Here is a 16258-nt window from a genome sequence, read left to right as displayed (position 1 = left end):
CGGTCGTGTCATTCGGACGACCTCTTGCGACCGTCGGATCCGGTTGCGCGGCATTTAGGCAAGCGACCCCCTCGCATATTTCAGCAGTATCTCATCGTCGGCCTCGATCTCGGCTGCGGCCTCCGAATGAGTCTCGACGGCGCGCCGCACGTCGTCCTCGATTTGTTGCCATTTGTCCCTTGCCGCCGAACATATGACCCATAGCTCCCTCGTCCTGGACGCCGCCATCTCAGCCTCCTCTTGAGCGATTTGGGTATCATCAAGCATCTGCCGTCTGGAATTGATCTCAGCGGCAAGTTGTTCAGTGTGAAGGCGGTGACGGTCGAGCGCTGCGCTAGACAAGTTGTCGAGTGACATCAGATGCTGATAGAGCGCTGCTTCTTTTCTTGAACAATGTTGCTGTATCATTGCAAGCTCCCTAGAGGCATTTTGTACGGCTGAGGCGGCCACATCGCGCTGGGCTTCCTTCTTGGACAGCTCGCCAAGGGCACGACGCTCTTGCATTTCCTTCAGAAGCCGTAACCTCGAAGACTGAATCCAGTTTACGCGGTCAGACGCGACATCCATGCGACCGTCTCCTCGAAATCTGACGCGTCATCTTCGCTCTGGCGCAGAAACTCCCTCAGTTCGTCGATTGACGCGACAGCCCGGTCAGTCAGGGGATCTCCACCTGGCTTGTATTCGCCAACATTGATCAAGAACTCGGTCTCGGCATAGCGCGACAGGAGCTCGCGGAAAATGGATGCTGCCTTGCGATGTGTCCCCGAAACGACTGCATCCATGACGCGGCTGCGACTCTGCAGCACATCAATAGCGGGGAAATGCGATCGCGCCGCAATAGCGCGTGAGAGGATGACATGGCCATCGAGAATACCACGCGATTCCTCGGCGATTGGATCACCCGTGCCATCACCCTCTACAAGCACCGTATAGAAGGCCGTGATTGAGCCCCGCTCACCCATGCCGGCGCGCTCGAGCAGGCCTGGCAGCATGCCAAAAACGGAAGGAGGAAAGCCCCGTCGCGTCGGCGGCTCACCCGCAGCAAGGCCTATTTCGCGCATAGCGCGGCAGAAGCGCGTCAGCGAATCCAGCATGAGAGCAACGCGTAGGCCTTGATCGCGGAAATATTCCGCGAGCGCAGTCGCCATTGGAGCGCATTGCGCACGCTCTACCGCCGAGCGGTCGGATGTTTCAACCACGACGACCGTACGGAGAAGGCCCTCTTCACCAAGATTCCTTTCGATGAATTCACGAACTTCCCGTCCACGTTCGCCTATGAGCGCCACTATGACGACGTCAGCGGCGGCACCCTTTACGATCTGTGACAACAGCGTCGACTTGCCACCACCTGGCTCGCCATAAATCCCGATCCGCTGGCCCTCGCCGCACGTCAGCAGACCATCGAGGACACGGACCCCAAGCGGGAATGGCCGCTCAATCATGCGCCTCGTCATCGGATTGGGGGCTCTGCCATGCAGGGGCCGAGTTTCGACGGTCTTGATTTCGCCTTTGCCGTCCAATGGGCGGCAACGACTGTCGATCACGCGACCGAGCAAATCGCCGCCGACGGGCACCTCACGCATTCGGCCAGTGGCCACGACCTCTGCGCGGCTGGATAGGCCCACCAAGTCCCCGATCGGTGTCAGCAATACACCATCACCCGACAGGCCGATCACCTCGGCCTCGAGCGACAGCCCGGTTCGCGGGTCCTCTAGGAGGCAAAGTTCCCCAATACGAGTGTCTGGCAAGACGGCATGAACCAGTGTGCCGATAGCCCGCGTGATCCGACCGCGCACCGCACGCGTGTCAATTCGCTTGGCCGCAGCCCTCAAAGACGAGATTGCTGGAACGAGAGCTCGAGTGTCGGCGTCAGCGTTATGTTCTGGGACGGGCTTTCTCATAGCTCGCCTTTCTCACAGAGCGTCCCGAAACCAAGGCGCAGCGCGCGCATCTGGGCGTCAAGTCCAAGGTCAACATTGCCGTACTCGCTCCACAGCACGCAGCGTTGCGGCGACAATGTCGGGTCGGGCTCGATCCGCACCCTTGGTCGACCATCCTGGCCGTCGCATCGAGCAAACTCTCGTGCAAGCATGTCGACTTGCATGGGAGAAACATGAAGGCAAACGTCGGCGCCGCTGTATTGACACTCTATGGCGTGACGAACAGCCCTCACCAATAGCTCGCCCGGATCGAAAGCGCCGATAAGATCGCTCAATATTTCCATCACGAGCTGCGGCAATTCCTGCTCCAGAGCCGCCTTTCGTCGCGCGATTTCGGAGATTGTCTCCGCAATCAACCCTGCCATCTCCTCGGTGCCTGCATTCGAGCCCTCCATGTGGCCGCGCGCCCACGCCCGCTGGTAAACCGCGCGTGCCCAGTTTCGAACGCGCTGCCGATGCCGTTCTGCCGCGGCAAGGGCTTGCGCGGCGCTGTGCCAGGTTTCGAGCTCGCTCGCGGGTATCAGTGGTCCGACTGGACGCATCTGCGGCGCTATTGGCCCCTCGGAAAGTTCGACTGTCATTTCACCGGGGTCTCTGTCTCAAAATGAGCTACTACAAGTGAAAGCAATTGGCCGGCGGCGGTCCAATGCTCATGTGCTGGAGTCTCCGCGGCAGTCCCCTCGGGCAATCGAAGAAGCACGCGGTTACGCTCGGTCGCTGAACTGTCCTGGAGCCAAGCTCCAAGACATGCGTGTCCATCGTATTCGATTTGCTGAGCGAGTTTTTCTGGGTCCGAGATCAGTCTTTTGTCAACAGCATGCAGCAGGTGTCGGATTCCGAATGCGTGTGCATCCACGCCGATGCGTTTAACAAGGATGGCAAGCTCAGGCTGAGAGACAAACGCGACCAGCGAACGGGCATGCCAGATACTACCAGCAAGAAGGGCCGCTCGATATGGATCATGCCCGCGTAGAAGGTCCGGCCTGCAGCCGATGTGGTTCAGATCCACGTCATCGTTGCCCAGCAATTCTGCCAGCCTTGGATGCAGTCTGGAACACTTCTGCAACTTCACTAACGTTTCGGCCGATAACGCTGGATCAAGACGCGCCGCAAGACGGGTTGGATGGGCCGAAGCCGCAAGCTCGCTCGCGCCCGGAAAGTGCGGACCATCAGGTCGGGCGGTCTGTATAGGCATTGGCAATGAGATGTCACCCACGTCCAATTGCAGGCATTCTTTTGCGAATGGCCTCGACAGCAGAAGCATCCCGGCGCCCCTCGACCTTGGAAACGCCGGTTGATTGCTTGCGCCGACGCGTAACAACGCCGATCAAGAGATAACAGGCCACGGCGAATACGGCTGCGGCAAAACCTGTTACGGTCGCCAGAAGTGGCGCAGGAAGAGGTAGTGATGCTTGTGGCAAAACAGCAGTCGGATCGGGCCGTTGCTCGTGTGCGGACCGTTCTACCGGCACCAAAACCACTTCCACCTTATCGTAGGACAGGCCTTCGATGCTGTCGGCTACAAGCATCTTTATCTTTGGCAGCAGAGCCGCGACATTTGTTTTTGCGTCGTGCCTGATAAACACCGAGGCCGAGGATGGCGTGGCACCGGCTCGCACAAGGTCGTTATGCGGCAGCACGACGTGAACACGTACAGAAAAAACGCCATCGATATCGCTGATCGTCCGCGACAACTCTTCGCTCAGGGCATACACGTAACGGGCACGCTCTTCGGTCGGCGAGGCAATCAGGCCTGATCCTTGGAATATCTCACCGAGGTTCTTGAAGGATTGGCGCGGCAGCCCCTTGGCGTTCAGAAGGTTGATTGAGAAGGCGAGCAGCTTTTCGTCAACCTGGATCGTGCTGGTTCCATCCTTGGCGACCACCCGGATCGCGGCGACCCCGTTGTCTTCAAGAAGTGCGAGCATTTCATTTGCCTCACGCTCTTGCAATTGCGTGTAGAGGTCGGCTTTGCAAGCAGTGAGGGCGACGAGAACTGGCAGCATGACAAGTCTAACCGACCGCCACCCTGACAGGCCACGCATGATTTCGCCCTCGGCCAAGCCAATCATGCGCGCGGTTCAGCCTTCCTTCAAAAGTTTATTCACGGATGATGTGACGCCGCTGACGCCTTTGGAGATAAGCGCCACCTGGGTGACGCCGTTGTAAACATCCCGAAGACCAGCCATCATCGTTTCGAAGTCTTGCCCTTGTTGGGGAATGCCCGAGATTCCGGTTCCCGCCTCACCTGGAACGGGAAGCTTCTGCGCCGGTCCCGGTAGAGCGCCCTTCGAAAGGGCTATGTCATGGTCGAGCGCGGGGAAGGAAACAGTGTTGTGTGGATATAGGGAGGAAATCGTCTGCAACACGCGATCGCCCATGCCGCTCGTCGGCGCAGCCGCGCGCTGAACATCCATCGCCGCAGCAACTGGCGCCGCACTCGCTGGCCCCGCGGCGGCATCGTTTTTCAGCGAGTCGGCTGCATGCCCTAAGGCGCGCTCAAACTGGGCCTGCTCGACAATCGACGGTGATCCGACCCTGGGGAGGCCAGCCGTTAGAGTGGCAGAGATCGACGTGACAGGCATCATCATGTAAGGACTCGGTTGCTCTCTCTGACCGGGCGAGCCCCGCCCATTCATCACCCGGTGTCGGCGCAACACTCCTAGGGGGGCAAGCTGACAACAAGCTGACTAACGGCGGCGTCATTTCGACAATCTAAAATCTCTTCGGCAATTTAGTCACTTGTGATGATTTCAGCGTTTGGTTTATCAGTGCGACATGCCGAGAACGCTTATCCAACCCGTCACCCTGCATGTTTTGAGACTTCTTTGTGCCGGGTTTTTTCTGTCCACCGGGATTCACCCGGCGCATGCAGTCCCGCTGTCCCTTCCGGCGACACCCTATAGATACACGGTTCTGGATCAGGAGCTCGCTGCAGCGTTGCAGGAATTCGGCAACAACCTGAATATCAGGGTCAACATCAGTCCTGCGGTGAAGGGGCGAATTCGCGGACGTATGCCTGATTTGCCACCGCGCGCGTTCCTCGACCGCTTGACGAACCTTTACGGTCTACAATGGTACTATGACGGCCTTGTGCTCTATGTGTCTGCTGCACAAGAATCGCAAACTCGAATGCTTTTGATGACGTCGATTCGCTTCGATGCGTTCAAGGGGGCTCTCGACAAGCTTGATATCTCCGACGAGCGCTATGTGGTCAAACCCGTGCCAGGCAATGGCCTCGTCTTCGTTTCCGGTCCACCGCGCTTCGTCGCACTCGTGGAGCAGACCTTTAACGGCTTGGTGGCGCAGGCGCAGGCGCAGACTCACATAGCGGCAACGCCAAAGGAATCAGTGCTGATCTTGTTTCGCGGCTCCTCCACTACGGTCGTTCGCGACGGACGACCGGATGCTTCTTATTCTTCTGACATCCCACAACAGGATAGCGTTGGCGGGAAGCCTGAGCTGGGCAAGAAATGAACATTGAGGATTTCCCGCAGCTCTGAAGAACATGACTGCGGCTACCCCTTTGTGAACTCTTCGCAAACTCGTCAGTTTCTCGAAAGCTAATCCGCTCATGATGAGTCCCGGCAGCTCTCGCGGTGACTCCGGCCATTGTGTTGGACCGAACCTTGGAGCCGGCCCGGAACACAGCAATTGAAGGCAGGGCAGGCGCATTCGTGACCTGCCGACGCTTGGAATTGTCGAATTTTGTGAAACGCAAGGGATCTTCTGTCGGGGTCTCTTGTGGGGATTTCAACGTCACGTCTGAGGATGCATAATGTCGGCCAGTAATCTTTCAACTTTCTACCGCTCAAATTCGCTACAGTCCGCAAGGGGTTGGCCGGGCCTGAAAGTTTCCCATTTTGCGACCCAGCATCAGCAAAGTGCATCGTGCTTCGAAGCGATGCTGTCCACTTGTGTGCTGGCAGACAAGCCCGGCTCTTTCGCGCAAGGGGATCTGCCAGCGTCGAATCTTGATTCGACAATGGATAAATTGCGGCAGGACCCTTTGGGCCATCTGGCACCGGATGTCTTGACATTGAATGGCTTGGAGCAACACCCACTGGATCTGCTGCCGCCAAATATGAGGGCGGCTCTCAAGGAGGACCAATCGCAACGCTCCAAGGCGACTGAAGCCCAACATCTGCTCGGCGTCACTCCGAAGATCGAGCCGGCTCCCAGGCCGAGCCCCGGAATCACGTGGAACGGTGGGTCGCTGACCACGGCTGAGTTGCAGATTGTTGCGGTACTCAACCGTCACAAGGACCAATGCCCGCTTACTTGGAAGTCGTTGACCGACAAAGCCAATGATCCCTCTACGCCACCGGATCTGAAAGCGGCGATCCAGGGACTGCAGCAGGATTCGGGACTTTTTTATGCGATTGGCTCGCAGGGCGACGGCCGCTGTGGAGGCAAGATCAACGCCAAGGACTTGGCCGGATTTTCAAACCACCACCCACAAGTTGCTGCATTTCAGGAAGCCCAAGCGCGAAGCTACGAGCAGAACTACATACCATCCGACGGCAGCGGAGGTTTGCAGCCTTCGGTCATGACCTTGAGCGATGCCTTGCGGGAGTTTTACCGGTACTCCGAAAATCTGTCCAAGGACCTGAGTCTGGATGAGTTCAAGAAAATGGTCGGCGGCGAATCGAAAAACGGCAAATTTCCGCCCCAGGTCATTGCGGCGGCGCAATATTTCCTCGATCACCCCGATGCTTGGAACCAGTTGTGCGGTGGCTCGAAAGGGAAGATGCACAAAGAGGATTTCCTGCAAGTCGCCTCATCGTCGATGAGCCTCACGCAAACTGAGCTGAATACGGTCGAGATGATCAAGGACCATCAGGACACGTTCTTTGGAAGCGGTGTTCTGACTCGCGACAAACTGGCGAAAATGAAAGACGACAAGAGCCTTGATCCGAAAGTGCGGGAAGCAGCCTCTCAGCTCCTTTCAGATCCTCTTCTGTTTGGCCTCCTGAACAATTCGATCACGGGCTATAAGACCCATCATAAATTCTTCGACTTTGGCGGCGGGCATACGGTTGATTCCGGCAATATCAGCAAAAAAGACTTTGCCCATTTTTGCACAAACATGTCGTCTGCGAACCGCAACGTTCAGCAGCCAATCACCCACGGCGCCCAAACCGCAGAAGAGCAGAATGCCGTCGCGGACATGAAGATGGGCCTGATGGACCAGCCTGACATTAAGTCAGCCAAAAAGAACGGCGGGGCCGTCATGCACGTCGTCGACTCCGTGCTCAAAATCGAGACGAAAGTGCTCGACTTGGCGGCAACGGCGGTGGGACTGCTCAGCTTCATTCCGGGCCTCGGACAAGTAGCCGATCTTGCCTCGATGGTTCTCGAGGCTGAGTCGCAAGCAGCCAATCTCCTGCGTACGGCCATTAACGGAGGCGATATGAAGCGAGCGCTGGAGGAAGCTGGCCTCAATATGGCCGCGCAGGCGATCGGCCTTATCGCAGGCCCCGAGGTCAAGCTGGCCATTCGAAATGGGCTCGTAAAGCACCTGATGGAAGAGGCCTTGGCGGCAGGCATTGATCTTTCGGTCTCGACGGCGCAGGACTACGCAGAAGGCTATGTGAATAACCTCAAAGCGCGCCTTGCAGGCGGCCCTGAGCAAAGCCTAGGCCTTCCGAGCATGCCATCATTCCAGAGTGTGGCAAGCAATGTGCCCTTCGTCGGCATTGCCTTATCCTAGCCGTCGCCTTGCGCGGAAGCTTTGGCTCGCGCGCTGACATAAGGGTCATTGTGGCACAAGCAGGGGTTCATCCGCATCAACGCAGCGGTGTTCCTGACGCCATCTGGATCGGACTGTGAGGGGGATGTCCGAAGTCTGTGAAGGCTTCGGTATATGACGACTTCAGAGTTACGCTGAGCCCAGCCATCTCGAGCCGGTGCGCCGGGTCGAGGTTTTCACGGGCGCCGGCCGGCAGCGGGAATGGTCTCCGGAAGGCACGGCGCGGATGGTGGCGGAGCGGCGCAGCCGAAGGAACGGCTGTCGCGCGCCCAGGGCGGCCTCCCGAACAGCAGACGATGATCTCCTGCCTTGGGCCTATATCCTTGTGCCCACGCTCAAGGCAGTCGGCTGAAAACAGCGCTGATTTAAAACAGCATTATCCTGCACTGCACCCTCGATCCTTGCGCTCACCGATCGCTCGTCGACACGCACGCGGTCAAGTCGTTATCGGCGCTATGCCGATGGGCTTCGAGAGCAAGGTGGACGCTGAGCGGTGCGTCAGCCTCAGGGCGCGGCTGGCCAGCTTTGGGTCTCACGCTCTATGACGGCAACACCCGGCTGATCAACTTGGCCTGTTCGCGGGCTCCCGGCAGCGGCGCGGAAGCCACGGTCCGCCTTCCTCGGCTTCAGGCCAAAGATACCGCAGCATGCTCCAGAGCTATGTCTGCCGCCTCCGCCCCATCGTCGCTGGTCATGTGGAAAGGACAAGCAGGCTACGCACCCCATAATCCCGTCGGGCAGGATTCGACAGTCGACGGCGAGACATTCGCCAAACCTCACCCTTGATTCTCAGCAACGTTAAAAAAAATTCACATAATGTTCGTGAGTGTAGTCTCCTGTCAGGTGGTACATTAGCCCCAATATCTGGCGTCTTAGTCGTAGAAAGGACTGTGATCCATCTTCCATTAGCATCCATACCAGCGGATTTACAGCAAATGACGAGAGAGGTCTCATGCGGATTGATGGGGATAGAAGGGCTAGCGGCTTGCTGCATCCCGTCCGGGTTGATGCCAACCAATGTTGACACTGGTAAATCGCCTAAGGACGGCAGCGCATCTTGATCGCCTTCGAATCCTGGGCCTTTGCGCGCATGCGGATCTAACCGTCGGCGAGCTGGCCGATATTACCAGTCTGCCTCGCGAGCAGGTTCGACGCCACGTTCGGCGGCTGGGCAGAGCCAACTTTCTTTGCTGCAACGAACAACGTCCGCAGTCTTCGTACCATATGCAAGCAGGAGGCAAGGATGGCGGGCTGGCTCAATTGGTGGTCGATCTCCTGCCCCACGATGATGGCCATCATAAAAGAGACCTACAACGCCTGGAAGCAATACAAGACGCGCGGTTGAAGGGACCGCCTGCTTGATCGTGAAATAGATCAGTCCAAATGGAGCGCGACTACCATGGATAACTCCGCCGGCGGCGCCATCGCGCAGCCCGACACTTACGGGCGGCCTCACTTAGCCGCCGTCGACTCCCGCGTTCACGAACTGCTTCTAAGACAGGAGCGTCAGGAGCGGACAACTCTCAAACTGATCGCCTCCGAGAACTTTGCCTCCTCGGCGGTGTTGGAAGCGACCGGGTCGATTTTCACCAACAAGTATGCCGAGGGATACCCCGGTGCGCGCTACTACGCCGGAAACGAGATCGTCGATGAGCTTGAGACCCTCGCGATCGAGCGCCTGAAAGCGCTATTTGGCAGTGAACACGCCAACGTCCAGCCTTATTCAGGCTCGCCAGCCAACCAGGCTGTCTATCGCGCGCTTTTGAGCCCCCGTGACAAAGTCATGGGCTTGCCTTTACCCGAAGGCGGCCATCTGACTCACGGTTGGTCCGTCAATTTTTCCGGCAGCGATTATCAGCGCGTCCCGTACAGGCTGCACGAAAAGACACAGCAAATTGACTATGACCACTTGCGCGAGACCGCCAAGCGGGAACGCCCGAAGCTAATTTGGGTCGGCGGAACTGCTTATCCGCGTATTTTTGACTACGCGGCAATGGCCGAAATTGCTTCGGAGGTGAACTCGTATCTGGTGGCTGACATCGCCCACATCTGCGGCCTGGTTGTCGCAGGAGTGCATCCGAACCCCGTGTCCCATTGCGATGTGGTCACCAGCACCTCTCACAAGTCGATCCGCGGTCCCCGGGGTGGCTTCATTTTATCAAGGAATGAAGACCGTTATCAGCCCCTCCATCATCCGAAGAGCAAACACAATCTGCGCCGTGTTCCCTCTTCTGCAAGGCGGACCGCATATGAATACTATCGCCGCGCTTGCCGTCGCTTTGCAGGAAGCAGCGAACTCGTCCTTTCGTGTCTACGGTCAGCAGATCGTCCACAACGCCAAGGCTCTGGCCCAGGCGCTTCTGGAGCGAGGTTATGAACTCGTCACTGGGGGCACTGACAATCACATGCTGATCCTTGATCTTCGGGACCGGCCGCTGTCAGGCAAAGCCTATGCGGAGCGCTTATCGCGTGCAGGCATCATTGCGAATTTCAATATGGTCCCGGGCGACCGGCGGCATCCGGCGCTGACAAGCGGCATCCGCTTAGGGACACCAGCGGTGACGTCCATGGGCATGCGCGAAACGGAGATGGTGCAGATCGCCGCTTTCATCGACTCGGTCTGCCGCCAGCCCGATGACCAGGAAGTTCATGCGAGCGTACGAAGAGACGTTGCCGACTTCTGCACTGCGTTCGATGTTCCCGGCATCCGCGACCGATAAGCCACCCCAATCCAGAAACTCCTCACTAACTCCAGCACTTGAAGCGAGGGCATTTTTATGACCAGGCAGTTCGTGTTCTCTTCCGAATCCGTCGGCGCGGGACACCCCGACAAGATGGCAGACAACATCTCCGATGCCATTCTCGATGCGGTCCTGCGCACCGATCCGAAGGCGCGCGTCGCCTGTGAAGTGTTGGTGAAGACGGGGATGGTCGTTGTGGCTGGCGAGATCACCAGCCATGCCCACATCGATTACAGCCAAGTCGCCCGCGATACGATACTCGATATTGGCTACGACGATGATGCGATTGGCTTTGATGGTCGACGTTGCGCCGTCGTTCTGGCCCTCACCGAGCAGTCGCCCGACATAAGCCAGGGCGTTGATGAAGGACGAGGGCAGGATCTCGGGCAAGGGGCAGGGGATCAGGGCATCATGTTTGGATTCGCATGCAACGAGACGGATACATTGATGCCCCTGCCGATCCAACTCGCTCACCATTTGACGAAAAGACAGGCCGAGGTCCGGAAAGCGGGACAGCTTGGCTGGCTGCGTCCGGACGTGAAATCTCAAGTGTCGGTACGCTACGAAGGGCTCCGCCCGGTGGCGCTGGATACCATAGTCCTGTCAACGCAGCATGACGAAGCGGTCTCACAAGCCACGGTCCGCGAAGGCGTCATTGAGGAGATCATAAAACCGGTCCTGCCGGCCCACCTGGATACTTCGGGGATCAGATTTCTGGTCAACCCAACAGGGCGGTTCGTGGTCGGTGGGCCTGCCGGCGACTGCGGCCTCACAGGACGGAAGATCATCGTCGATTCCTACGGTGGGACCGGGCGTCACGGCGGCGGTGCCTTTTCGGGCAAGGACCCATCCAAGGTTGACCGCTCGGCGGCCTATGCCGCCCGGTATGTCGCGAAGAACATCGTTGCCAGCGGCCTTGCAGAGGTCTGCGAGGTTCAGCTTGCCTACGCGATCGGCGTGGCCAGTCCGGTTTCTGTCATGGTCAATACCTTCGGAACCGCAAGGATCGAGGAAAAAAGGATCGAGCGCCTTGTTCTCGAGGTTTTCAATCTCCGACCGAAAGGCATCATCAAGATGCTTGATCTCTTACGGCCGATATACCGCAAGACGGCGACATACGGACACTTCGGGCGTGAAGAGCCTGAGTTCACTTGGGAGAAGACGGACAAAGCTGACGATTTGCTGCGTGAAGCCGGACCGGCAGCTGCGTGAGGGCGGCTGGATCAAGCGCATGCGGCAACCCATTTCAACTCGCGAGACCACGCCCGGCCGGCGTGGCAAGAAGCCGGCTCGGGTTTTGGCGGAGATTTTGATGCCGGATTATGACGTGCTTTGCATCGGCAATGCCATTGTCGACATCATCGCCCAGTGCGACGAGGAATTCCTCGAGACCAACGGCATCATCAAGGGCGCGATGAACCTCATCGACACACAACGCGCCGAACTGCTCTACAGCCGCATGGGTCCGGCGATCGAAGCGTCCGGCGGCAGCGCCGGCAACACGGCGGCCGGCGTCGCCAGCTTTGGCGGCCGCGCGGCCTTCTTCGGCAAGGTCTCCAACGATGCGCTGGGCGAAATCTACGCCCACGACATCCATGCGCAGGGCGTCGCCTTCGGCACCACGCCGCTCAAGGGTGAGCCGCCGACGGCGCGCTCGATGATCTTCGTCACGCCCGACGGCGAGCGCTCGATGAACACCTATCTCGGCGCCTGCGTCGAGCTTGGCCCTGAGGATGTCGAAGCCGACAAGGCGTCCGGCGCCAAGGTCACCTATTTCGAAGGCTATCTGTGGGACCCGCCGCGCGCCAAGGAGGCAATCCGCCAGACGGCGAAGCTGGCGCACGCGGCAGGCCGAGAAGTGTCGATGACGCTATCGGATTCGTTCTGCGTCGACCGCTACCGCGACGAATTCCTCGACCTGATGCGCTCGGGCACGGTCGACATCGTCTTTGCCAACAGCCACGAGATCAAGTCGCTCTACCAGACATCGTCGTTCGACGAGGCGCTGGCCCAGATCCGCAAGGATTGCCGGATCGCCGCCGTCACCCGCTCGGAAAAAGGCTCGGTGATCGTGCGCGGCGACGAGACCGTGGTGATCAAGGCGACCGCCATCAAGGAACTGGTCGACACGACGGGCGCCGGCGATCTCTATGCCGCCGGCTTCCTGCATGGCTACACGCAAGGCCGCGACCTGCAGACTTGCGGCGACCTTGGCTCACTGGCAGCCGGATTGGTGATCCAGCAGATCGGCCCCAGGCCCCGTCAGAATTTGCGCCGCGAGGCCGAGCAGGCGGGGCTGACCATTCCGGACGTTCAAACGAGTTAGTGGCCTACCTTCCCGTTGTGCAGGCTATCTCGCCAGAAGCGCAATCACGGAATAGGGAAATCCTGATGTCGAACATGATGAAGGCGCTTGTGAAGGCCAAGGCCGAACCGGGCATCTGGATGGAAGAGGTGCCGGTGCCGGAAATCGGCCCCAACGACGTGCTGATCAAGATCAAGAAGACGGCGATCTGCGGCACCGACGTGCACATCTACAATTGGGACCAGTGGGCGCAGAAGACGGTGCCGGTGCCGATGGTGACGGGCCATGAATTCGTCGGCACCGTTGCCGATTTCGGCGCAGCGGTCACCGAATACAAGGTCGGCCAGCGTGTATTGGGCGAAGGCCACATCGTCTGCGGCCATTGCCGCAACTGTCGCGCCGGGCGAGGGCATCTGTGCCGCAACACACTCGGCGTCGGCGTCAACCGTCCAGGCGCCTTCGGCGAGTATCTGGCGATCCCGCAGCACAATGTCGTGCCGATCCCCGACGATGTGCCCGATGAGATTGCCGCGATCTTCGATCCCTTGGGCAATGCCGTCCACACCGCATTGTCCTTCGATCTGGTCGGCGAGGACGTGCTGGTGACTGGCGCCGGGCCGATCGGCATCATGGGCGCGCTCGTCGCCCAATGCGTCGGCGCGCGCAAAGTGGTCATCACTGACATCAACCCGGTGCGGCTGGCGCTAGCCAAGAAACTCGGCGTCCAGCATGTCGTCGACGCCTCGAAGGAGAAGCTGCGCGACGTCATGCCGGTGCTCGGCATGACCGAGGGGTTCGACGTCGGGCTCGAAATGTCAGGCGCCGCCCCCGCTTTCCGCGACATGATCGACACCATGAACAATGGCGGCAAGATCGCCATTCTGGGCATCGCGCCGACCGGCTTCGAGATCGACTGGAACAAGGTCATCTTCAAGATGCTGCATCTCAAAGGCATCTACGGCCGCGAGATGTTCGAAACCTGGTACAAGATGATCGCGCTTGTGCAGGGTCCGCTGGATGTCTCCGGCCTGATCACCCACCGCATCGGCATCGACGATTTTCAGATCGGTTTCGATGCGATGAAGAGCGGCAGTTCCGGCAAGGTGGTGATGGACTGGTAGGGATTGCCTTGGCCGCTATTCAGGAAAAGCTGACGACAGCACCTCTGGTCCGCCGGACATTTTCCAACTAGGGGAACATGGCTGGGTGGAGAGCTATGGCTCCGCTACGTGCGCTCGCTAATCATACACGGCGACGTATCGCGGCCCACCCGGTGACGGTCGATGGGGCAATTCGCTTCAGTCGATGACGGAAACCCGGTGAACCGATGCTGAGGCCCCGACGCGATCGTCTATTTCCTATGATCTGCGATTGAGGTCGAGGTGTTGCCGCTTTCAGCGGGTAAAATGCGATAGACGACTTCCGGTACCCTTCCGGTCAGCGAAAAGGAAGGCAACGAGCCGCATTGCCTCAAGCAAAATGTTACCAATAGTGTCCTGTTCCAAAGGGGATGGACAGGTCGTGCCATTCCGGTTCGGGGGAAGGATGGCGCGGCTCAGCATGGCGACACGGTGAAGCGGCGATCGTGGAGCTTTATTGCGGCGTTGACAAGCGGCGCATTCTGGATGAGTTCGAGGCGGTAACCGGCTATTATTCGCAAGCGCGCGATCCGTCTTATGAACCGTCGTGAGCAGAGGCCGTCTGCGGGCAAGAGCCGCAGCCGCTGTTACGGCAGCGATGTCCGCGACGCGCTCATCGTGTTGTGGGAGGATTCGGAGCGGCTGGGTCCGCATCGACGCTCGCGGCGGCCAGCGCCGCCGGGCAGGAATGAGTTCGCAGTTCGCCGCTCGGTGCCAGCCCGCACCTTCGGCGATTGGAAAGATCCGCCGCCCGGCTTTGTTGAGCGCATTCGGGCACGTCTTCGTCAGGGAGCTTCGTGCAGACGATGGTGCTGACCGGATTGCCGCCGGCTGGACCGATTGCATTCCGCTCCGCACGCGCGACAGCGGCAATGTGATCATGGCGATCAAGCAGGCCCGCTCCCGGTTTCGCTGACCCTGTGCTGCTGTTTGCCGGCATCCGCCCGCACAGGAAGAGCTTGTAAAAGCGGTCGGTGCGGAAATCGAGGAGCCGTTGGTCGTCGATCTTCAGCCTGAACGCGGTCGTTTGCTGGTGCCGCAAATCGGCTGTTGCATGTACATCCCTGTCAGACGTCAGTTTTCCTCGCCTATTTTGGTGTCGAGCGCGAAGTGCTCCAACCAGATTGCAAGGCTTTTTGGAAATGAGAGCGGCTTTGCGCAGGGCGCTCCGTTGTTGAGCATTCAAGCTACCAAGCCAATGACGCGCAGGTTCCACCAGGCTCGCCAGCCTTGAAGGACAGCGAAAAAAGCAGAGCACGACAGACACAACAGTGCATCAGGACGCCGCAGTCGTTGAAGATGGTGCGCTGCATCCATACCGTGGATGCATTCGATCCAAATAATCGATTTGTTCAATCAGTTTCTCGAAAGCTAACCCTACCCTCTGTGGGAATCGGGCTCTGAGCCGCGACGCTGCCTTGCGAGCGCAGGGGCTGCACGTAGGAGAGATGATGCAACGAGAAATCGCACGCGGGTTGCTGGCCTCGTGGGTTCGCCGACCGGCGTATTTGAGCCCGTCAGTTGGTCCTCACCCGCGCCTATTGCCACCGAGCGACTTGCATGTCCCTCCGACTCGGACCAGTTCCGAGAGCTGCGACGAGTTGCGCGCCGTGTGCTCCGATCAGATGGCCGCCGGTGACGCGTTCGATGGGCCGTCCCTCTTCGAGAGGAGATGAAATGCGAACGCTGCTCGTGGATCATCATGCGGATCTTGCGCGCGCCATGCGACTTGCGCTCGGGGATGGCGGCTTCGTCGTTGATGTCGTTGGTACTCTGGAACTGGCTTCGAGTGCATTTTCTTGCGCCAGCTATGAAATTCTCCTGCTGGAATTGGCTCTGCCAGATGGCGATGGCTTGGGTTGGCTGAGGCAGTTGAGGACCCACGGGCATTCAGTTCCTGCCGTCATTATGAGCAGCCTTAACGATCTCGATAAGCGAATTGCGATCTTCAACGGTGGTGCGGACGACTTTCTGCTCAAACCCATCTCTACCGATGAGCTTATTGCCAGAATGAGAGCCATTCTGCGCCGGGCGACACAGATGACCGACCTGAGGCTCGTATTTGGCAATCTCGACTTTGATCCGGTCGCCCGCCAGGTTTTCGTTGATGGGCACCCAATGATGATCGCACGTCGCGAACTCTGTATTCTAGAGCACCTGCTTAACCGGGCAGGCCGCATCGTGCCCCGTGCGCAATTGGAAGATCACCTCTATTCATTCAACGACGACGTGTCTGCCAACGCGCTTGAAGTCGGAATTTATCGTTTACGGGGACATCTGACCAGATCAGGTGCAACGCCACGGATCAAGACCATCCGAGGCATTGGTTACATCCTAGAATTGACTGACGCCTCGTCCGCATAGTTTGTCGAATCGAAAGA

At 58.8% G+C, this 16258-nt stretch carries 13 protein-coding genes and 2 pseudogenes; 8 read left to right on the top strand and 7 right to left on the bottom strand.

The window, feature by feature from the left end; all coding sequences use genetic code 11:
* Positions 1-54: 54 nt before the first annotated feature.
* The 6 genes from EN786_RS32505 to EN786_RS32480 are packed head-to-tail and all read right to left on the bottom strand — an operon-like array spanning position 55 to position 4531.
* A complete protein-coding gene (locus EN786_RS32505) occupies positions 55-567 on the bottom strand; it encodes a hypothetical protein (RefSeq protein ID WP_032899688.1) in 513 nt (170 codons plus the stop codon).
* Positions 543-1901, bottom strand: a complete 1359-nt coding sequence (sctN, locus tag EN786_RS32500) for a type III secretion system ATPase SctN (RefSeq protein WP_024505372.1) — start codon at positions 1899-1901, stop codon at positions 543-545. The genes EN786_RS32505 and sctN overlap by 25 nt, the downstream gene beginning before the upstream one ends.
* The gene (gene sctL / locus EN786_RS32495) at positions 1898-2521 is read right to left on the bottom strand and encodes a type III secretion system stator protein SctL (RefSeq protein WP_024505371.1); all 624 of its coding nucleotides are present in this window, start codon (positions 2519-2521) and stop codon (positions 1898-1900) included. The genes sctN and sctL overlap by 4 nt, the downstream gene beginning before the upstream one ends.
* A complete protein-coding gene (locus tag EN786_RS32490; protein WP_306462680.1) occupies positions 2518-3156 on the bottom strand; it encodes a nodulation protein NolU in 639 nt (212 codons plus the stop codon). Before EN786_RS32490 ends, sctL begins: the two co-directional genes overlap by 4 nt.
* Positions 3149-4012 carry a type III secretion inner membrane ring lipoprotein SctJ gene (sctJ, locus tag EN786_RS32485; protein WP_024505369.1) on the bottom strand — a complete coding sequence of 288 codons (864 nt, stop codon included), beginning with the start codon at positions 4010-4012 and terminating at the stop codon, positions 3149-3151. Before sctJ ends, EN786_RS32490 begins: the two co-directional genes overlap by 8 nt.
* Positions 4013-4021: 9 nt before the next feature.
* Positions 4022-4531 carry a nodulation protein NolB gene (locus EN786_RS32480; protein ID WP_024505368.1) on the bottom strand — a complete coding sequence of 170 codons (510 nt, stop codon included), beginning with the start codon at positions 4529-4531 and terminating at the stop codon, positions 4022-4024.
* A 187-nt stretch (positions 4532-4718) separates the two neighbouring features.
* Between EN786_RS32480 and EN786_RS32475 the strand changes: the two genes are divergently transcribed.
* Positions 4719-5417, top strand: a complete 699-nt coding sequence (locus EN786_RS32475) for a secretin N-terminal domain-containing protein (RefSeq protein WP_024505367.1) — start codon at positions 4719-4721, stop codon at positions 5415-5417.
* Positions 5418-5718: 301 nt separating this feature from the next.
* Positions 5719-7653, top strand: coding sequence for an HrpF/NolX family T3SS translocon protein (locus EN786_RS32470; protein WP_024505366.1), 1935 nt, complete (start codon positions 5719-5721; stop codon positions 7651-7653).
* A gap of 1137 nt (positions 7654-8790) precedes the next feature.
* On the opposite strand, the gene EN786_RS37980 is transcribed toward EN786_RS32470, so the two are convergent.
* A complete protein-coding gene (locus EN786_RS37980; RefSeq protein WP_024505365.1) occupies positions 8791-8991 on the bottom strand; it encodes a hypothetical protein in 201 nt (66 codons plus the stop codon).
* A gap of 100 nt (positions 8992-9091) precedes the next feature.
* Between EN786_RS37980 and glyA the strand changes: the two are divergent.
* The 6 genes and pseudogenes from glyA (at position 9092) to EN786_RS32430 (ending at position 16241) form a co-directional block, all read left to right on the top strand.
* Positions 9092-10412, top strand: a pseudogene (glyA, locus tag EN786_RS32455) (serine hydroxymethyltransferase).
* A 57-nt stretch (positions 10413-10469) separates the two neighbouring features.
* Complete coding sequence (metK, locus tag EN786_RS32450; protein WP_063169265.1) at positions 10470-11645, top strand: methionine adenosyltransferase; 1176 nt, start codon at positions 10470-10472, stop codon at positions 11643-11645.
* Between the two features lie 100 nt (positions 11646-11745).
* Complete coding sequence (locus EN786_RS32445; protein WP_126063919.1) at positions 11746-12759, top strand: adenosine kinase; 1014 nt, start codon at positions 11746-11748, stop codon at positions 12757-12759.
* Positions 12760-12824: 65 nt separating this feature from the next.
* The gene (gene tdh / locus EN786_RS32440) at positions 12825-13859 is read left to right on the top strand and encodes an L-threonine 3-dehydrogenase (RefSeq protein ID WP_126063920.1); all 1035 of its coding nucleotides are present in this window, start codon (positions 12825-12827) and stop codon (positions 13857-13859) included.
* A gap of 714 nt (positions 13860-14573) precedes the next feature.
* Positions 14574-14742: pseudogene (locus tag EN786_RS38950) on the top strand (transposase); the annotation flags it as partial.
* A gap of 812 nt (positions 14743-15554) precedes the next feature.
* Positions 15555-16241 (top strand): response regulator transcription factor, encoded by a 687-nt coding sequence (locus EN786_RS32430; protein ID WP_024505585.1) that lies wholly within the window; start codon positions 15555-15557, stop codon positions 16239-16241.
* The last annotated feature ends 17 nt before the right edge of the window (positions 16242-16258 follow it).

The organism is Mesorhizobium sp. M4B.F.Ca.ET.143.01.1.1 (genome assembly GCF_004792275.1).
Lineage (GTDB): Bacteria > Pseudomonadota > Alphaproteobacteria > Rhizobiales > Rhizobiaceae > Mesorhizobium > Mesorhizobium abyssinicae.
The sequence above is the reverse complement of the archived record's forward strand: the minus strand, read 5'-3'. Positions and strand labels throughout refer to the sequence as shown.